The sequence below is a fragment of the Nostoc sp. genome (assembly GCF_036919595.1).
Lineage (GTDB): Bacteria > Cyanobacteriota > Cyanobacteriia > Cyanobacteriales > Nostocaceae > Nostoc.
This window is the reverse complement of sequence record NZ_JBALCO010000117.1, coordinates 37359-57368: the sequence shown is the minus strand read 5'-3', so window position 1 is coordinate 57368 and position 20010 is coordinate 37359. Positions and strand designations below refer to the sequence as shown.

The window sequence follows — 20010 nt, the reverse complement described above, 5'->3', positions numbered from 1 at the left end:
TTTTTTGATCTTTTTCTTCTGGATTCATGCTTGAACACTACCATCTTTCTTCCCTCATGGGAATATTCCTGACATTCCTACCTGGGCAGTTACGAGAATTCTTAAAGAATTACTATTAGAACTGATCAGCGTGTCACAAACTATATAAGGAACGAACCGCAAAGGGCGCATAGACACGTTCGCAAAGCGTCTCGCAGAGAAGTGGCTTCCCGCAGGGTAGGACACAAAGAAAGAAAGAAAATTTAGCGCAGCCTTACAAAGAAATGGTATAAGTCAAAATGTAGCCTAAACTGTCCATATTTGCAGTAAATAGTCACGATTAAGAGTCAGGTAATTAAAAAATCGAAAAGATATAGCTGTTCTTTCTTTTGAAGTGGATGGAAAAAGTGGTTTATTCAACACACTACTTTTGATTTCCGCACTCTTCAGATATACGGAGTTTTTTCAAAAATAAAATAGAAGTACTATAGAACAATGATAATTATTACTTAGATAAGATGTTAGGGTTTTGCGGGGTCTGTGGTATTTTTATCTCTGGTACTAAATCAATCTTAAGAACAGGTTTAATTGAGCGCAGTTGCCTTTGTCTAAGAATTTGAATTTCTCTCTCAAGAGAATCTTTTCCTTGCCTAAAAAAGTCTTGAGAATTATATGGAACCAAGTCACGGGATAAATGTTGAGCTTGTGCTGAAGTAAAACTAGGAAGGGGTTGTTGAGCATTGGCAGAAGTTTCTACAACCAGCAAAAAAGCTGTTAAAACTACCAAGGGTTTTATTTTTCTATATCCGGTGAATATCGAATTCAACATGATTAATACATTTATTGGATGAATGCTGATTCAAACCATCTTGTGTTGGTCTGCTTATTAGCAAAGTACACTTATTGGCTTACTAATTACCTCCCACAAATGGATGAATTAATTACTAGAAACTGAGCAAGGTACAAATGATATCAAGCTGATGAAGATTAATTAGCTCAATAGTAAAAATGCTTGCCTCTTAACATAAACAGATAAAACTTGAGACCAGCGGTATAAATCAGTATGATAGAAGATTGGCGGATCTCGTCACTATCTTTGGATTGCTTGTCGGTAGATACATTAGGTTGATCCAACCTCAACGTCTCTGTTGTAGAACTGTTGTTCATCGAAAGTCGGCAGGAAACTCCATCTCCTTGTGGGTGGAGTTTTTTATAAAGGCGATGCCAACTCTTGGAGATGCTACGCGTAGCTGCTTCCCCGTAGGGGTAGGGCAGGCTACGCCTACGCTAAGACAATAAAGATGTTCGCATAACGGAGGTCTAATACTAATCTGATAGACTATCTTAAATTTGAAATTATAAAAGCTGGTAGCCTACGGCTAATAACTAACTATGAGTAAAGCCTTATTCTGTATCGAAAATCTGCGAGTTGCTTATCCTCACAGGAGTGGAGAAGAAGCAAGCTGGGCGGTTGATAATGTATCTTTGAGCTTGCAACCAGGTGAAAGAATGGGATTGGTGGGAGAATCTGGTTGTGGTAAGTCAACTATAGGACGGGCAGTAATGCGTTTACTACCAGTGTCTAGTCGTATTCAGGGACAGGTGACATTTCAAGAACAGTCAGTGTTTGACTTGACGCCTAACCAGTTGCGGAAATTTCGGGGAGAGGCGATCGCCTTAATTTTTCAAGATCCGATGACACGCCTCGATCCGCTGATGACAATTGGTAAGCATTGTATCGAAACCCTTCAGGCGCACTCATCAGAATTATCAACGCGAGAAGCCAAAAAAAAAGCACTTGCTACCTTGGAAAAAGTGAATATTCCGGCTAGTCGCTGGAATCAATATCCCCATGAGTTTAGCGGTGGAATGCGTCAACGAGTAGCGATCGCCTTAGCTTTACTCCTCAACCCCAAATTAATTGTTGCGGATGAACCCACCACCAGTTTAGATGTCACAGTTTCCGCACAGATTTTGCAAGAATTAACTCGCCTGTGTGGTGAAGAAAACATGGGATTGTTGTTGATTTCTCACGATTTAGCAATGGTGGCTGAGTATTGCGATCGCATTGGCGTTATGTACAACGGCAAGATCGTGGAAATGGGTTCTACAGAAACTGTATTTAGACATCCTCAACATGAGTATACGCGATCGCTCTTAAAAGCAGCTTTACACATTCAAGCAGTAAATGATGGTGGAGAATTGATAATTGTCAATGATGAACAAAAGCAATTACCAATTATTAATAAGCAATCCCCAATTTTGAGTCTCACTGAACTCAAGCAATATTACACCATAGAACCTAACTTTATCGAACGACTATTGAACACACAAACGCAGACAATTAAAGCAGTAGATGGTATCAACCTGGATCTTTATTCAAAAGAAATTCTCGGCTTAGTCGGGGAATCAGGTTGTGGTAAAAGTACGCTCTCACGAACAATCTTGCAACTAATTCGTCCCACGAGTGGTAAAGTTGAGTTTTTAGGACAGGATTTAGCTAGACTGTCGCGCCAAGAAATTCGCTCCTCACGGCGACAAATACAAATGGTTTTTCAAGACCCTCATGCTTGTCTCAATCCAGCGATGACAGTGGGACAAAGTATTGCTGACCCTTTATTTATCCACAATCTTGCCGATCCCCTTAAGGCAAAAGAACAGGTTTTGTGGATGCTAGAGAAAGTCGGGTTAACACCGCCAAAAGTGTATTATGAGCGTTATCCATCAGATTTGTCTGGTGGACAACAGCAAAGAGTTGCGATCGCTCGTGCTTTGATTACTCACCCTAAACTTTTAATCTGCGATGAACCTGTGAGTATGTTAGACGCTAGCGTGCAGTCGCAAGTGCTGGATTTGATGTTGCAATTAAAGGAAGAATTTGAGTTAACTTATCTGTTCATCACTCATGACCTTTGGTTAGCTCGATTTTTGTGCGATCGGATTGCCGTGATGAATAGCGGTAAAATTGTCGAACTCGGTCTGACAAAAAATATTTTTGCTAATCCTCAGCATCCTTACACCAAAACCTTACTAGCTGCTGCTCCATTGCTAGCACGTGCTTAACTAAATTAAGATGAGGAGTTATAAGTTTCAAATTCCTAACTCCTAACTCCTAACTGTTAATTCTTTTCTCTTCCCTCAAGTAATTTAGTTGTTTCTCCACTCGCACCATATAGCTCAACGAATCTTTTAAACAGCAACGCTGTCTCGTGATTTGAAGTCCTGCTTAAGTTGAATAAACGCTCTATCTTTTTCTCACCCAAAGCTCTTAGATACGGCAAATCTTCAAAGAGTGTCAAACAAGAAGCAAAATGCAATATTATTTGTAATAATGGCTTTGGCCACTCTAAGTCACTATAAATGTCTATAAATAGGTGATGTTCTGAGTCATTTAAGGGGAAAGCATTAAATATAACAATTATTCTTTTCTGATTATAGACTGGAATACTCAGTTCAATAGTGTAAAGAGTATGTAATATTAAATCAACCTCCACAGTCGGTTGTCGCCAAATCCTCAAAGGATTACCTGGCGAATCTAATATTGTTTTAAACTTGATTATCCCACCGCTATTTGTGGTTTCAAAATGGCTAATATTAATAATTTTAAGATTATTAAGGCTAAATCTATGAACTGTTTCCAAATGTTTTAAGTTCAATAGATGATAGATTTGGCAAATATAAGGAAACGGTAAAATATACTCCTGACTTATCATGTGAAGCTTTTTCAATTGAAGCTTGTTAGCTTGCGTCCGATTAAGATATTCTTGATATTGGTTGGGCGCTAAATCATTGCTATTGAAGCTTTCCTCAGGCTTAAGATATAGCCAACTCAAAAAAAAGAAAGAGGCTGTAAATAGCTGAAATATTTCTAAGGGAGATAAATAACCATCAGCAAATGCAGCTATGCTTCTATCGGTTATTCCGAAAAGCCAAGATGGAATACCAAATACCCAGATATTACTTTTAATTTTATCTATAAAAAGTGCTATATCAACATTTGAGACATTGCTATCTTGATTTATACTTAATTTCTCAGTTTTTTTCAAACAATTACTAAACATAATATAGGGATTTTACTTGATACTACTAATCCATAAAGTTAAGATTTATATTAATTCTAAATACCAATTTATAGTTCCAACCTCTATCTTTAGATGTATATACAAATGGGATTGATTCATATCGACTGAAAATAAATTATCATGAGTCTGACTAAAAAATTTAAGCCATTGTTTGATGTAATCTTAAATCCTATGTATATCCAGCCATAATCAAATTATTTGTAACTCTTGCTCTTATAAGGATTCGACATTGTATTCTCTAATGGAGAAATTTAAAGTAACAACTTTGCTAATATATTTCTGCTAGCTGAGATCAAAAATTGAAATTATTTCGCCTTTACAAAAGCGGTATCTAGATATTTAGACAGGACTTACGCAAAAATAGCCAAAAAGCTTAATTTATCGTAGATACGTAGTGGCCGCAGGCTACCATCAACGCTAACGCGCAGCGTCTCATCGAGTTGAGAAGCATTAGTAGAGTGTGCGTAAGTCCTATTAGAGAAAAAGTTTATTTTTCCTGATATGAGAAAATTTTCTAAGTAATTAATATAAAAAATTACCTATATTAAGTAAATACACGAGATACCTGAGATATGGGCGCTCGTATATAGCGCTTCCCATTCAGATTATATTGCGAGGCCTAGGGGCACGGCACGGCAGTTGCCCCTACGCGTCTACCTCACGTAAACGGGAACCGCTATATCAAAAGGGTATTTCTAACTCGTCAGCAAGACAAAATCCTGTTAAACCTCTAGACGGGGGAAATTTTTGTATAACTTCACAGAGAAACGGTATTGAAGGACTAATAATAATTATTTGCAATAATTTCTCTAATGTTGTAAGCTTTTCTAAAATATATTGAATATTTTTTTCAATAAGTTTTTACAGGAGGTTTGACACACTGGTAAGCCTGACTGGAAAAATCAGCTGTAATCAGGTATAGGAATTTGGGATTATTCGTTACAAAATTCTTAATCAGTGAATTGAGAGTTTATTCTATTTACAGGAAAATCAGGATGTCTAAACTACCGGATGTTCTTTGGTTAAATACAAGCCCTAGTTTGCAATACTTTGCTCAACCACTACTTTGTTACTTATCATCTCAAGTGACAATCCAAGAGTGGAAATATTGCCAAAGTCAAGATGAAGCAAGTTCACTAGATGCTGCTGTTGTTCTGCTTCACGACTACCTCAAATCTTGCAATCAACCTGTTCATTTGATTGGTCATAGTACAGCAGGATTACTAGCTCTACTCTATAGCCGTCGCTATCCAGAAACAGTTAAGTCTTTGACGCTATTAGCAGTGGGTGTTGATCCAGCAGTTGATTGGCAAGCTCATTACTATATTCACTGTCAGTTTTTAAGTCGCCGAAAGCTTTTAACTGATATGGTTTATAATTTGTTTGGTTATCAGGAGAAATGTACTATCAAGAGTCTGACACATCTTCTGGAGCAAGACTTAGATTGTTCGCTCTCTCCTCATTCTCTGTTTGAAAGCGTGAGTATTACTCCAAACAGAGTTTCAGTACCTTTGATGGTTTGTGGTAGCTTAAACGATATTGTTGTCACACCTGATGCACTGCAAGGATGGCGATCGCATTTTAAGGAAGGCGATCGCCTATGGTCATGTTTTGAAGGAGGGCATTTTTTTCACTTTTCCCAGTATCAGCTTGTAGGAGAACAGCTACTCGACTTCTGGAAGTTTATCCGTGTGTCAGATTCGCTGTATGCCTGTTTGCGACTTTAAGTATTAGATGATAATATATCTCAAGAAAGATGCGCCAAGTCAAACAATTGTGAGAGCTTAATCGTGTCCTAAATTATTTCAGGAAAGTCTAGAAATGGTTGTAGCTTTAGATGATACCAAGCGGAGCGCGATCGCTACAGAGCTAGCAGATTTGAAAGCTATACAAGAGTTACTAATTGCTAATGAACAAAAAGTACTACCTGCTGTAAGCAACGATCAAGAAATTAGCAAGCGCCTAAACGACTTTCTCAAAGATGATCAAGAAAATCTCACAGTAATCGAGCAAGTCATCTCTAAATTTGGTGGTGGTTCAGCCCAGCCTAGAGACACTATAGGGCAGTACGTTGAGCAAGTAAACCGGATAATAGATGGGAATGAGCTAACACTGTACCAAAAGTTTTCTATTCACGAAAGGATTAAGCACCAAGCCGTAATGACTGGTTTAATTATCCATAAGGCTGCACAGGTGGTTGGTGATGATGTCAAAGAAGCTATTGGGCCACTCAATCAAGTGAACTTTGAGAATCGTGCCCATCAAGAACAATTGAAAGGTGTGTTGGAAGTTTTGGGTACAAGAGAACTTACAGGTCAAGACCCAGATCAAGGTGTTTGGGCGCGGACTCAAGATGCTGTTGCAGCTTTGAGAGGTGTGTTTGAGGGTTTGACAAAGTAAATACAACTGAAGACCGCCTCGACTTCGAGTTGGGTAAATGCCAATTGATAAAAATCGTAATAATCTCTTTTGATTTAGGGAATCTGATCGTGATCGCACTCAGTTTGAGATAAAAACTGGAATGCGATCGCTTTTTTTTAGGAGAATATAGCAGTTCTCGTTTGAATGCAACACATGGTGGGGGCACAGCATTCCTTATTGGTGTCAACTTAAGGTGAAAGTCAGTAAGCGAAAAAGCTTTTGGAGGTGTCTCGAAAAGAAGTCTCTGACTGAGAATGCCTAATGAGAGGCTCCGCCTCAAGACTAGCGGCACCGCAATGAAAGAGCATTTCCAGCCAGAGGCTGGAAACGAGGTTTTAAACGCGTTTGCGCTTAAACACCTATAAGCATTGCTGTGCCCCTACGAGTGGTCTGTATTCTATGTAATTGAGAACCGCTGTCGGAACTCCAATGAGGTTAAGCAATGGTTAATCAGACATACACAGCTGATGTCTTAGTTGTTGGCGGGGGAACGGGAGGCACTGCTGCTGCTATCCAAGCAGCGCGACGGGGAGCCAAAACGATTCTAATAAGCGAATTTCCTTGGTTAGGGGGAATGCTAACTTCAGCTGGGGTGTCTGCACCCGATGGCAACGAATTAGAAGCTTTTCAAACGGGATTATGGGGTGCATTTTTGCAGGAATTGCGACAACGACAGCCCGGAGGATTAGATCACAGTTGGGTCAGCTTTTTTAGTTACGATCCTCATATTGGGGCAGAGATTTTTGCCGATTGGGTGCAGGAATTGCCAAATCTGTACTGGATTTCTGGACAAGTGCCAATAGATGTGTTCCGCCAAGGTGATTCTATTACTGGTGTCCGCTTTGCTGATTTTGCTGTCACAGCCAAGATTATTCTCGACGCTACAGAATTAGGAGATTTATTGGCTTTAGCTGAAATACCTTACCGCTGGGGTTGGGAATTGCAATCTGAGTGGGAAGAACCCAGCGCCCCAGTGACTTTTAACTTTTTAACCCAGAGATATCCAGTGCAAGCGCCCACTTATGTAGTGGTTATGCAAGACTTTGGTAAAGCCGTCGCCCCAGAAATTCCGCCTGCCCCTAACTATAATCCATCCCTGTTTACAGGTGCTTGGGATGGTTATAGAGCAGAGACATTTTTGAATTATGGACGTTTGCCTGATCGCCGATTCATGATCAATTGGCCAATTTGTGGTAATGACTACGGCGAAGGAGTAGGGCGGCTGATAGAGTCAGATGTATCCAGAGGTGAATTCATCCAAGAATCTCGCTGGCATAGCCAAAATTTTGCCCATTTTATCCAAAATCAGCTTGGTCATCGCTATGGTTTAGCAAAAAAAGTATTTCCTCACGCCCCTACAGCTTTTGCACTGCATCCCTATTACCGAGAAAGCCGCCGCTTAGTAGGGCTAACTACTGTCCGAGAACAGGATATTTTGCCGATTGCTGGAGGGAGAGTTGCATCTATATTTAATCATGGGAATTTTTGCGTAGGCGTAGCCCGCCGCAGGCATCGCAAAGCGTCTTTGATAGGAGAAGCGATCGCTATTGGTAACTACGCTAATGACCATCATTATCCTGGTGTTCAATTCCCACTGCAACCTAAATCTATTCGCTGGGGGGGACGCTGGACGGGAACTCCTTTTACAATTCCCTACAGTTCTCTAATTCCAGCCACAACAGATGGTTTCTTGGTTTGTGAAAAAAATATTTCTGTCTCCCACATTGCCAATGGGGCCACCAGATTACAACCTGTGGTTATGGGCATTGGTCAAGCAGCGGGGATGGCAGCGGCGATGTGTGTTGAGTTAAACTGCCAGCCGAGGGATTTACCTGTTAGGGCGCTGCAAACGGCTTTATTATCAGATAATCGCTCAAAAGCAGCAATTATTCCTTTGTTTAATCTTCCGCCCAATCATTCGGATTGGCTGCACTGGCAACTGTATTACTTAAATAACCCACAAGCCTATCCAGCTAATGGTTATTGCCCTTGCCTATCGGGGAATGAGTACCCTGACTCTACTTTAGACAAAGCATTAATTCGGGAAAGTAACTGTTTCAAAGGCATTTTCTACCGCTTGGATCAGCAGGAATACAGATTCACTGTCACAGCACCAGCCGCATATCAAGGTCAAAATTGGCAGCTTGTGACTTTGCGATCGCATATCGACGAGCAATTACGCGATTATCCCCACGAACAATTAGTTACATTGTGGGGCCGTCAGAATCACTTTGGTAATTGGTTATTAGTCGAACATTTAAACGAGGGATAAGAAGAGTTTATTTTCAGTAAAACAGAATACTTTTTGATTAATTGTCCGGATATTCATTAAAAAGCTAAGTATCAGTGAAGTGGAGAGTTCCAAAATAGACATCTGCTATGCGTGCTGCCATTTCACTTTTAGTCTCGAGTCTGGTGTTCGGCCCCTTAGCTTTTAACTGCCAAGCAATGGTCAATCACTTATCCTATGCGCTGCTTTCTACGCCTGCTTCAAAACAGTGGCTATCGGCGGCATCTGAACAAAATTCAGATGATGTGCCACGTCATCGCGGTAGTGGGCGCAGAGAAGTGACGCAAAAATTCGGAATATATCTATGCTGTGGTTTAACTACCGTAGGGTAATGCCTCTTTTTCCAAAGCAACCAAAGTATCAGAAAACAAGATGTTGTGCTAACATCTTTTACACAAGTTTTCTGGCAGAGATATATACAGTTGACACCCGAAAATCTTCAGCGATCGCTTAGTATTTCAATTGCAAGCTTTGTATATATAGTTGGTGTCAATCCTGCCGATCAAAATGCAAATTCAATTAAGTGCTTTGATCAACAGCATCACCAACTCCTCAAAAGCAACACAACTGTTGCTGATATTCCTGGGAAACTCTGCGTCTCAATCCTCAACTGCTCTATAAATAGATAGGCTATCACTTAATCTAAAGCACATCTAATTCAGACATTTTGCTTGTTGAGGAAACAGTCTTAAGGTAACTTCACTTTATTCCCCAATAGGTTTTCTTATACATTGAGTAGCTGGCTTATCTACATCAGCAAGTAATTGATCTTCGCTCCGACACCTATTTAGCGTCCTTTGCCGAAGCATAAAATCCCTTTCGTTTTATCTGAACTTAGCTAGGGCATAGATTTGCACAAGTAGTATACGTTTATTATAGGCAACAAATCTTACTATTCCTGACCTACTCTTGCACCCTGGATCGTTCTCCTCGCAGATGGCTCCCAACGAAATAAATATTAAGAAGGATCTACTAAATCATCTGAGTCATCTTAATTATTCTACACCCTAGGACAGATGCAAAATTTTGCATCTGTCCTTTTTAGATAAAGTTTACTTAAAGAAAAGGTAATGAAAAGGTATTGTCTCAAGCTGGCTTATGAGCAATGAAATACTTGCTCATAAAATGGACTTGCGTCTCAATATTCTCAAAGCCTACTTTCTGTAAACGTTCTAGCAAGTTATCACTGCTGTAATGCTTGTAATAGGGTTCATGGAAAGCTTCGGGGAAAGAATCCATCATATATTCCAACTCAGGTGAATCACTCAACTGAATTGAGTCACAGATAATAAAGACTCCTCCTGGTTTTGTTACCCGGAAGCATTGCTCAATGACTGTCTGACGTACAGTTGCTGGTAACTCATGGAAGAGAAAAACAGAAGTTACAGCATGAAAATAATCATCTACATAGGGTAACTCTTCGGCATTGGCTTGTAAAAGTTGCGGCAGTTCTCCTGGAATTTGGGATAGTAGTTCATTTGCTTTACGTAAATAAGCTGGTGACAAATCCGTACCAAACAGAGATGCTTGCGGCAAGGCTGCCCGAATCAACTTTAGAGTCCGCCCAGTTCCACAAGCTACATCCAAAATACGGGCTTGCCGTGGTACAACCGAATCAATTGCTTTTAGTCCTTGCTTGAGGGGAGCGAGAATCCGCCGCCGCATTGGATCAGCCGCCCCACCAAAAACAATTTCTACTTGTAAGTCATATAAATTGGCTGACAAATCACTCAAGTAGCCATTGCTTTGGTGATGGAAGTTCTGCACGTAGTAGCTGGGATAACCATCTGTATCAATTTCCGGCGAAAAATCTTGGTAATTCTGTTTTTGAACCCGCTCCCACGTTTTAGGGGAATCTAGCCATATCAAAGGATAGTAGCGGAAAAACTCATCCCAAGGGTTGTCAAAGAGCAAACTTTCCGGGTACACGCCTTTTTCGGCATCTTGCCAGTCTGCTTCTAGCAACTGATTCAATCTCTGTTGAAGTTTGAGTAAAAGCTCATTCGGGATGGGTTTGGTCTTTTGTTCAAGTGTCGGATACACCAGGTTCCTCAACCGTGAACTTAATATTTTGTGAGCCAGACCAAAGTAATTTTTGCTCTGTTGAAAAGTCTCATAAGTCAGCTTAGTTAAACTCTCAGGCATAAAAATAGCTCAAGTTTTGATTAATTCCATGTAAATAATTGTAACGAAAAAATTATTTACCGTTGGAAAGGTAGAGGCTCCCTGGTGAGACAAATCTGAAGCCAGATGATTTTAGCCATCAAAGGTAAATTAATGAAGATTTTTCGAGCTTTAGGAAAAAATAGCTGAGATTGTCAGCAAAGGCAAACAGAATTTTTAGTAAAAAGTAGCTTCTGTTACAGAATTTTTGCTATATTAGTTTACTGGCAAACCATAAATTATATATTCCCAAAATAGAGAGGACTATGATTATGTCTATCGCAGATAAATCTCGTGCGTTAGTGGTGCGTGAACATCAGCAAGTCAAGAATCGCCAACAATCAATACTGATGCGGGCTGCACAAGAACTTGGTCTTCCTGAAGAAGCATCTCACTACTGGAATCCGATTCAAGGCAAGGTAGATGCTAACGCTCGGATGATTTATGGGTCTAGTCATGCTTCCATGAGCTAAGTTTCAAGAGTTTTAAGGTTGATTTCTGAGTGAATGTCTCAACTGACAACTCTAGAAAAAAAAGCCACCCTCTACTCTAGGGTGGCAAAACTTGTTATTCTTAGTTAGATACAACTCTTAATTAAGCATCGTAGTAGAGGTAAAATTCGTAAGGATGAGGACGCAGCTGCAACTGCTTGACTTCGTTACCTAGCTTGTAATCAATCCAATTTTCGATAAAATCTTCCGTGAAGACGCCTGATTCTGTCAAGAAGGCGTGATCTTTTTCCAATGCTTGCAACGCTAGTTCTAAAGAACCTGGAGTTGAAGGAACCTTTGCCAGTTCTTCTGGAGAAAGTTCATAGATATTCTTATCTAAGGGTTCACCAGGATGGATTTTGTTCTTAATGCCATCAAGACCAGCACAAAGCATCGCAGCAAATGCCAAGTATGGGTTAGAAGTAGCATCTGGACAACGGAATTCTAAACGCTTGGCTTTGGGGTTAGTTCCAGATAGAGGAATACGGATAGAAGCAGAACGGTTCCCTTGGGAGTAAGCCAAGTTTACAGGAGCTTCATAACCAGGTACTAGGCGCTTGTAGGAGTTGGTACTGGGATTGGTAATTGCCAACAGCGCTGGTGCGTGCTTGAGAAGACCACCAATGTAGTACAACCCCATATCGCTCAAACCAGCATATTTATCACCTGCAAACAGAGGTTGGCCGTCTCTCCAGATGGATTGGTGACAGTGCATTCCCGAACCGTTATCGCCAAAAATCGGTTTTGGCATGAAGGTGACGGTTTTACCGTATTTCTTAGCAACATTCTTGATGACATATTTATAAATCATCAACCAGTCAGCCGCTTCGATCAATTTCCCAAACTTGAAACCAAGTTCGCACTGACCACCAGTGGCAACTTCGTGGTGATGCTTTTCAATGGGTACACCTAATTGTGCCATCGTCAACAGCATTTCTGTGCGGATATCTTGGAAAGAATCCGTTGGTGAAACTGGGAAGTAACCTTCTTTGAAACGTGGTTTGTAACCCAAGTTGGGTTTTTCATCAGTACCGGCTTTACCGGAATTCCAAGCACCTTCTTGGGAGTCTATGAAATAGTAGCCTTCGTTGGCGGTTTGGGCAAACCTAGCACTGTCAAAAATAAAGAACTCAGCTTCAGGACCAAAGAAAGCTGTGTCACCAAGACCAGTAGAAACCAGGTAATCTATTGCTTTTTGAGCAATAACGCGTGGGCAACGGTTGTACCATTCACCCGTGCGGGGTTCTTTAATACTACAAATTATACTTAGCGTTGGCTCTTTCATGAATGGGTCGAACCAAGCAGTGTTGGGGTCGAGTACCATCGTCATGTCCGATTCGTTGATCGCTTTCCAACCCCGGATGCTGGAACCGTCAAAAGGTACACCATCAGTGAATGCAGTCTCATCAATTTGGTTTTGGTACAGTGTGAGGTGCTGCCAAGTCCCTACTGTATCGATGAATTTGAGATCAATCAGTTGAATTTTATCATCTTGAATTTTCTTCAAGACTTCTTGCGGTGTTGTCATTGTTACTCCTTCTCTACCAATTTCCTAAAGTAATACCAGAATCTTCTAAAGCATCCTAACCCTGCTGATCTCAATCAAGCCGTGACACACCAGAAATATCTTAAATACTAGACATTAGCAGATTTTGTAGCTTGTGCTACAGATATCTGGATTACAGGTTATATTAACCTTTCGGTGATCATCTGTACAAAACTGGAAAGTTCATCACATAGGGGTCAACTTTGGCATAGAATCCTTAAATAGTGGATAAATTGTTTTTGTGCCGAATCTATTTTTAATAGCACAAAAATTTAATGGTGCATAAGTACAGCCAAATAAATATCAAACCATAAATAGCAAGGATTGGGAGAAGAAGGAATGCGCGATGCGGTAACAAGTTTAATTAAGAATTATGACCTAGCTGGTCGGTATTTTGACCGGAATGCGATCGATAGTCTGAAGTCTTACTTTGACAGTGGTACAGCAAGAGTACAAGCTGCAGCAGCAATCAATACCAATGCGGCTGCACTTGTCAAGCAGGCTGGTTTACAGTTATTTGAAGAACTGCCAGAATTGATTCGCCCCGGTGGAAATGCTTATACAACTCGTCGTTATGCAGCTTGTCTACGGGATATGGACTACTATCTGCGCTATGCCACCTATGCGCTGGTTGCTGGAAATACAAATGTGTTGGATGAGCGTGTGCTGCAAGGGCTGCGGGAAACTTACAATTCTCTAGGAGTGCCTATTGGCCCTACAGTTCGTGGTATCCAGATTCTCAAGGATCTGATTAAAGAACAGGTGACAGCCGCAGGTGTGGTTAATAGTGCTTTTGTGGATGAACCATTTGATCACATCACACGCGAGTTGAGCGAAGAGGATATTTAGCATCTAGCCCTAGTGATTAGAAATCGCAAAACTATACAAATAAAGTTCGCCTAAGTGGACTTAATATGTATCGCACTTTGGCTTTATTGGCAAGGTGCGTTTACTTTTTTTAATGCAAAAAACTATTTGTTGTATGACAAATTAATTAGTAGTACAACAAGAATAAGTACTGGAAAAATTTTATACTAGCTCTTCTGATGTTTATTATTGATATAAATAATTTTTGCCAATAATTTTATGAGTATTAATGATCTAGAATTTCTGTATGGTGCGGCTTTTCTTCGACTCCTCAAAGGAACATTTTATATTTTTACCAGTTATTTATCTTATATTCATTCATCTCTTTATACTATAAAAAGCTCAAATCAAGAATCAGCTATCCTATTTAAAATATCAAAAAAATCCTTACACAAAATTGGTATAAGTAAATGTGGGGTAGACTTCAATGCAACCAACTGCGATCGCTCCAGATCCGCCACAATAGAAGTTGCCGATGTTTGAGGCGCTGATTATGGAAGAATTATTAACCCTGAAAGACTTGCTTGTTGAAGGCGATGTTCAAAGAGCATTGCTTATAGTCGAAGAATTAACAGAAATGAGCCGAAATGACATAATCAAGACAATTCGTAGCTATGCGGTGATTTTGCTGTTGCATCTGATTAAACAACAAGCTGAAAATCGCACGACTCGCTCTTGGGAAGTCTCAATTCGGAATTCGGTTCGAGAAATTCAACGGGAAAATAAGCGGCGTAAAGCAGGGGGCTATTATTTCACGGCAGAAGAATTATTAGAAATCTTAGCAGAAGCCTATTTAAATGCCATTGATGAGGCAACGCTTGAAGTAGAAGAAGGTCGTTATGAGCCAGAAGAACTAGAAAAGCTGATTAACCGAGAAGAAATTATCAATCGTGCTTTGACTTTAATTTTACCAGGAGAGTCTAATTAATTGGCTAAACAGCGACTCGACACACTATTAGTAGAGTTAAATTTATGTTCTTCTCGCGCCTTAGCACAGCGGTTAATTCAGGCGGGTGAAGTTACTGTTAATCAGCAGGTAGTTGATAAATCTGGTACAGAAGTTGATATTTCTGCTCAAATAAATATTAAGGAGCGATCGCCTTTTGTTTCTAGAGGCGGTGAAAAACTCTCCAAAGCTTTATCAGTATTTACCATTCCCATAGCAGAGCGCATTTGTCTAGATGGTGGGATTTCTACTGGTGGTTTTACTGATTGTCTCTTGCAAGCTGGAGCAAAAAAAGTTTACGGAATTGATGTTGGTTACGGACAAGTTGACTGGCGGTTGCGAAATGATTCGCGGGTAATTTTGCGGGAACGCACTAATTTACGACAACTACGACCAAATGACTTATATGGGGAGGATGACCCGATTCCTGATTTGGCTGTGGTCGATGTATCGTTTATTTCTTTAACTAAGATTTTACCTGCTTTGTGGCAACTAACTCAAGCTAACCGAGAAGCTGTATTGTTAGTCAAGCCACAGTTTGAAGTCGGCAGATCCCGTGTAGGTAAAAAAGGCGTTGTGCGTGATCCAAACGACCAAGCTGATGCCATTTTCCAGGTGTTGCAAACAGCCCACCCATTAGGATGGAAATACAAAGGCTTAACTTGGTCGCCGATCACTGGCCCTGCTGGGAATATCGAATATCTTTTGTGGTTGGGAATGGAAAGTGAAATACCATCGCCTAATTTAGAGGCAATTAAGCAAATAACGCAATCAGCAACAGCTGATTTACGGAAGAGTTAAACGTCGTATATTAGACACTCTACAGAATCAGGATGGGTATCGCAATAATTTTCTAGAGAGGTTTTCTTTTGTTTTGCTTGGTGTTGATCAGCTTTCTCAGCTTGCAATTCTTCCACAATGTCCCAGGCTACGGCACAACCAGCAGAATTACTGCCATCTTGCTCACAAGTTGTGCGGGCTTCAGTAATAGCTTCAGTAATAGCTTCTTCAATATTTGCCTTCCTGGCATCAAATGAGTTTAGGCTAGTTGTCATGATCCTTTCACCTTTAGTTTACAGAGATAGATATTAACCGCAAGCTTTCAATGACCTCAGAAAGCTCACGCTCCGGGCGACGCAGGAGCGTCGCTAACGCTACGCTAATGCCAGTCCCTCTTTGTTGGAGCAACAAGACCGGGCTGGCTCACATTTCCAGTTTAGATAGGCTGACTACAAGAGGCGGTAGTAAACACCGTCATCTTTTTCGCAAAATTGAGTGGGAATTACCCTATTGTCATCTTTGATTCAAAAAGGTAAGGAAATTCCACTAGTTGTGGTCACTAATAGAGATGGTCATGTTTTCAATCTTGCATCCAAAATTGGGAATGTCAGTCAATTGTCATAAGAGCTTGATAGAAGTTGATAAACACTTATAAACAGCAACAAATGGGAAACAATTTTTATTTATTCTCAATACTTTATGCCTAATTCTTGTCGCAGACGATACAGAATTGTGTTCTGGTCAACTTGAGAGAGAATTTCTTGAATGACGCTGCTAGCGCCCAACTGTCCCCAAGTGCAGCCTTTTTCGAGATACACTTGGGCAGCTTTGCCAACAGAGTATGCTCCATAACCGGCGATACCAGCTTGAGCGATCGCACTGCCAGCAAAGGCAGTAATATTGCTGGGATTGTCACCACTGGTGATTGCAGCCGTACTTTTACCCAAACCCAGAAGAAAACTACTACCTAATTCTCCCAGCAGTAAGCCACCGGAACTAAATAAAATTGTTTTTAAAATTTTCCCAGCTTCATAGCTAGTCATTGGTAAACCATACAATCTAGCTAGAGCGCGAATTAAAGCTAAATCGGCAACAGTTCCGCCAAGGATATCTAAGAAGGCGATGGGATTGAGCATTACTGCCAAAGCTTTGTATTTGGTAAATTGCCAGACGATATTTTCGGCTTCTTGTTGGCGTAAGTCGATGGTTTTTTGAGCGATCGCGGCTTCTGCATCCCGTGCTTGGATCAGTGCATTTAAAGCGAGAAGCGATCGCCCTTCTCGATTAAGAATATTCAGAATAGTCTCTTTTAGTTCGTCTACTTGCGGTGGTGGTGTCTCCCATTCATAACTGACACGTCCATCAGCCCACTCAACCCGTACTTCCATTGGTGCTGGTTCTGCCGCCACCATCACAATTTCATCAGGTAGTAGAGGCTTTGCTTGAAGATGTCCTGCACCGAGTTGTTGTAAATTTTGGTAAATCGCTCCCTGGTCTGTATCTGGGTAAAGGTCTATCTTGTTAAATATCAAAATCAAGGGTTTTTGTGCTTGACGCAATTCTAGCAGTGCCTGATACTCAATGCGCGTGATATCACCAGACACGACAAACAAAATCAAATCTGCCTGATGTACCACAACTCGTGCCATGTCTGCCCGTGACTCACCCTCAATTTCATCTAATCCAGGGGTATCAATTAACTCTACTAGTACCTTACCCCCTGGCTGCCAACGCACGGAACGCGGCCATTGAGTGACACCGTTCAGGGGCCCAGTTTGCAGAATCTTGTCTCCCAACAAGGCATTTAAAACTGCTGACTTACCACGACTCACCAAACCAAAAGCCGCAATTCTAATAATGCTAGAGTCCAGCTTGTTGAGTGTGGAGTTCAAAGCTTCCAATTCCGGTTTCACTAAACCTGCCAATTCTGGGTTAGATGAAAGCTGTCCTGACTTGCGAAGATATCCATACCAAGACAGCGCTTGTCTGAGACTAGCGCGGGCACGATTTAAGTGAGTTTCTTGCAGATTACGCACGAAGTTAGATTGATTCAAGGTTGGACAAACAACAGGCTACATATCCATTTTGATCTAATTCCATCAGATGCTCAAAAAATGCTTAAACTGATCAGGGAATCAAGGTACTATCCTTAGCATAAACCCCTCCACAAGTGTTCTACTTACAAAAGGGAACACCTTATTTAGTTTACAGACCTCTCCTCGATCTCCCAGAGGAGTGCTGTTATTTGGATCACTCACTATCTTGTTTTTGTTCTTTTTTTCCTTTTCCAAATTTTTTTAAACTTTAGATTTCAAATTATTCAACTCTAAAAGAACCAATTGTTCAGAAGAGTTTGCATAAGCTGCGTAGCAAATTGATTGTATAAATAGTGAGTCAAGTACCAGATTTGATCAGGAAGCTTTTGAACAAGGTGAGGTTAAAGGTAAACTAAAAGCATTACCATCAATGTTGGTTGGCAGCAGTGTTGAGTATAAAATAAGTAGCATTGGCTTTAGATTTGAGTCTCAAAGAAGTCAGACAAGTAATACAATGTCAGCCTTGAAAAGGATGTGGTAAGTTTTATGCGTGAGTAAAGCGAAATTTTGTTTGCGCCCTTGAGACTTGACTGACGACGAATTTATAGTTAATTTTTGTTAATATTGGAAGCGGTGTTAGTACTTCGTCCTTAACCACCCACTCCCTACCTGAGAGAAACTTAATGCTGCGATTAGAACATATAAGTAAAATTTATCCCACAGGCGAAGTTCTCAAAGATATCAACTGGGAAGTTAAACCAGGCGATCGCATTGGCTTAGTCGGTGTCAACGGTGCGGGAAAATCCACCCAACTCAAAATCATCTCTGGGGAAATTGAACCTACCGCCGGCGAAATTATTCGTCCTAATAGCTTACACATAGCTTATCTCAATCAAGAGTTTGAAGTAGACCCCAGCCGCACGGTTAGAGAAGAATTTTGGACTGTCTTCAAAGAAGCCAACGAAGTACAGTTGTCTCTGGCACACGTACCACAAGAGATGGAAACGGCTAACCCAGAAGAACTGGATCGACTGATCGACAAGTTGGATCGCTTGCAGCGCAAATTTGAAGCCTTGGATGGCTACAACTTAGATGCACGCATCGGGAAAATCTTACCAGAGATGGGGTTTGGGCTAGAAGATGGCGATCGCCTCGTCAGTGCCTTCAGTGGTGGTTGGCAGATGCGGATGAGTTTAGGTAAAATTCTTCTGCAAAAACCCGACTTGTTGCTGCTGGATGAACCGACTAACCACCTGGATTTAGAAACTATTGAGTGGCTGGAAAATTACCTCAAAGGGCTAATTACTCCAATGGTCATAGTCTCCCATGACCGGGAGTTCCTTGACCGCCTCTGCACCCAAATTGTGGAAACTGAACGTGGTGTTTCCGCAACCTACCTTGGGAACTACTCAGCATATTTAGAACAAAAAGCTGAAAGTCAATCAGCACAACTGAGTGCTTACGAACGCCAACAGAAAGAATTAGAGAAACAGCAAACCTTTGTTGATAGATTTCGCGCCAGTGCTACCCGTAGTACCCAGGCAAAAAGCCGGGAAAAGCAACTCGACAAAATTGAGCGCATTGAAGCACCCATTGCGGGAGTCAGAACTCTCCACTTCCGTTTTCCGCCTGCACCCCGTAGTGGACGCGAGGTAGTAGAAATTAAAGACTTAACTCATATCTATGATGATAAAATTTTGTTTTTGGGAACGAATCTCCTAATTGAAAGAGGCGATCGCATTGCATTTCTGGGACCCAACGGTGCTGGTAAATCTACCCTTCTACGCGTGATTATGGGTATGGAACCACCCACAGAAGGTAGCGTAAATTTAGGCGATCACAACGTTCTTCCTGGTTACTTTGAGCAAAATCAAGCTGAAGCCTTGGACTTGAAAAGAACTGTCATGGAAACTATCCATGATGAAGTTCCCGACTGGGATAATCAAGAAGTCCGCACGCTTTTGGGACGATTTTTATTCACTGGTGATACTGTATTTAAGGCAGTTGGCGCATTAAGTGGAGGAGAAAAAGCTCGTCTGGCGTTGGCAAAAATGCTCTTACGTCCCGCGAACTTACTAATTTTAGATGAGCCGACAAACCACCTCGATATTCCAGCTAAAGAAATGCTGGAAGAAGCGCTTAAAAATTATGATGGTACGGCAATTGTAGTTTCTCACGATCGCTACTTTATTTCTCAAGTAGCGAACAAAATCGTCGAAATTCGTGATGGTGAATTCCGCGTTTACTTAGGAGATTATCATTACTATCTGCAGAAAATTGCCGAAGAAAAAGAACAAGCGAAGTTAGCTGCAATAGAAGCCGAAAAAGCAGCGAAAAAAGCTGCTAAAGCTGCTAAAGCTTCCACGAAAAGGAAATAAGAGGTTGGATAATGCCTTAGTAGTAGTAGCA

17 protein-coding genes are annotated in these 20010 nt (G+C 41.0%); 11 read left to right on the top strand and 6 right to left on the bottom strand.

What is annotated here, in order from left to right; all coding sequences use genetic code 11:
* Positions 1-484: 484 nt before the first annotated feature.
* Positions 485-808 carry a hypothetical protein gene (locus tag V7K21_RS17870; protein ID WP_335176446.1) on the bottom strand — a complete coding sequence of 108 codons (324 nt, stop codon included), beginning with the start codon at positions 806-808 and terminating at the stop codon, positions 485-487.
* Positions 809-1371: 563 nt separating this feature from the next.
* Here V7K21_RS17870 and V7K21_RS17865 point away from each other — a divergent pair.
* Positions 1372-3042 carry an ABC transporter ATP-binding protein gene (locus V7K21_RS17865; protein WP_335176444.1) on the top strand — a complete coding sequence of 557 codons (1671 nt, stop codon included), beginning with the start codon at positions 1372-1374 and terminating at the stop codon, positions 3040-3042.
* A 56-nt stretch (positions 3043-3098) separates the two neighbouring features.
* Here V7K21_RS17865 and V7K21_RS17860 read toward each other — a convergent pair whose 3' ends face one another.
* Entirely contained in the window at positions 3099-4040 is a 942-nt protein-coding gene (locus V7K21_RS17860) for a hypothetical protein (protein ID WP_335176442.1), read from the bottom strand.
* Positions 4041-5056: 1016 nt separating this feature from the next.
* Between V7K21_RS17860 and V7K21_RS17855 the strand changes: the two genes are divergently transcribed.
* The 5 genes from V7K21_RS17855 (at position 5057) to V7K21_RS17835 (ending at position 9401) form a co-directional block, all read left to right on the top strand.
* A complete protein-coding gene (locus V7K21_RS17855; protein WP_335176440.1) occupies positions 5057-5788 on the top strand; it encodes an alpha/beta fold hydrolase in 732 nt (243 codons plus the stop codon).
* Positions 5789-5882: 94 nt separating this feature from the next.
* On the top strand, positions 5883-6461 hold the full coding sequence (locus tag V7K21_RS17850) for a hemerythrin HHE cation-binding protein (protein ID WP_335176438.1): 579 nt from the start codon (positions 5883-5885) through the stop codon (positions 6459-6461).
* A gap of 463 nt (positions 6462-6924) precedes the next feature.
* A complete protein-coding gene (locus V7K21_RS17845) occupies positions 6925-8754 on the top strand; it encodes an FAD-dependent oxidoreductase (RefSeq protein ID WP_335176437.1) in 1830 nt (609 codons plus the stop codon).
* Positions 8755-8861: 107 nt separating this feature from the next.
* Positions 8862-9104: a heterocyst-inhibiting protein PatX gene (gene patX, locus V7K21_RS17840; protein ID WP_442948898.1), complete on the top strand. Its 243-nt coding sequence runs from the start codon at positions 8862-8864 to the stop codon at positions 9102-9104.
* 45 nt (positions 9105-9149) lie between these two features.
* Complete coding sequence (locus tag V7K21_RS17835; RefSeq protein ID WP_335176433.1) at positions 9150-9401, top strand: hypothetical protein; 252 nt, start codon at positions 9150-9152, stop codon at positions 9399-9401.
* Positions 9402-9858: 457 nt separating this feature from the next.
* Here the strand turns inward: V7K21_RS17835 and V7K21_RS17830 are convergent, their stop codons facing one another.
* A complete protein-coding gene (locus tag V7K21_RS17830; RefSeq protein ID WP_335176431.1) occupies positions 9859-10917 on the bottom strand; it encodes a class I SAM-dependent methyltransferase in 1059 nt (352 codons plus the stop codon).
* Between the two features lie 290 nt (positions 10918-11207).
* On the opposite strand from V7K21_RS17830, the gene V7K21_RS17825 reads away from it, so the two are divergent.
* On the top strand, positions 11208-11408 hold the full coding sequence (locus V7K21_RS17825; RefSeq protein ID WP_335176429.1) for a hypothetical protein: 201 nt from the start codon (positions 11208-11210) through the stop codon (positions 11406-11408).
* Between the two features lie 121 nt (positions 11409-11529).
* On the opposite strand, the gene glnA is transcribed toward V7K21_RS17825, so the two are convergent.
* Positions 11530-12954, bottom strand: a complete 1425-nt coding sequence (gene glnA, locus V7K21_RS17820) for a type I glutamate--ammonia ligase (protein WP_335176427.1) — start codon at positions 12952-12954, stop codon at positions 11530-11532.
* 357 nt (positions 12955-13311) lie between these two features.
* Here glnA and apcB point away from each other — a divergent pair, with 357 nt between their 5' ends.
* The 3 genes from apcB (at position 13312) to V7K21_RS17805 (ending at position 15586) form a co-directional block, all read left to right on the top strand.
* Positions 13312-13821, top strand: coding sequence for an allophycocyanin subunit beta (gene apcB, locus V7K21_RS17815; protein ID WP_335176425.1), 510 nt, complete (start codon positions 13312-13314; stop codon positions 13819-13821).
* Positions 13822-14332: 511 nt separating this feature from the next.
* Positions 14333-14767, top strand: a complete 435-nt coding sequence (locus V7K21_RS17810) for a DUF29 family protein (RefSeq protein ID WP_335176452.1) — start codon at positions 14333-14335, stop codon at positions 14765-14767.
* Positions 14768-15586, top strand: coding sequence for a TlyA family RNA methyltransferase (locus V7K21_RS17805; RefSeq protein ID WP_335176423.1), 819 nt, complete (start codon positions 14768-14770; stop codon positions 15584-15586).
* Here V7K21_RS17805 and V7K21_RS17800 read toward each other — a convergent pair.
* Positions 15583-15840, bottom strand: coding sequence for a Calvin cycle protein CP12 (locus V7K21_RS17800; protein WP_335176421.1), 258 nt, complete (start codon positions 15838-15840; stop codon positions 15583-15585). The genes V7K21_RS17805 and V7K21_RS17800 overlap by 4 nt on opposite strands.
* Positions 15841-16254: 414 nt before the next feature.
* Positions 16255-17601 (bottom strand): GTP-binding protein, encoded by a 1347-nt coding sequence (locus V7K21_RS17795; protein WP_335176419.1) that lies wholly within the window; start codon positions 17599-17601, stop codon positions 16255-16257.
* 683 nt (positions 17602-18284) lie between these two features.
* On the opposite strand from V7K21_RS17795, the gene V7K21_RS17790 reads away from it, so the two are divergent.
* The gene (locus V7K21_RS17790; RefSeq protein ID WP_335176417.1) at positions 18285-19979 is read left to right on the top strand and encodes an ABC-F family ATP-binding cassette domain-containing protein; all 1695 of its coding nucleotides are present in this window, start codon (positions 18285-18287) and stop codon (positions 19977-19979) included.
* Positions 19980-20010 lie beyond the last annotated feature (31 nt).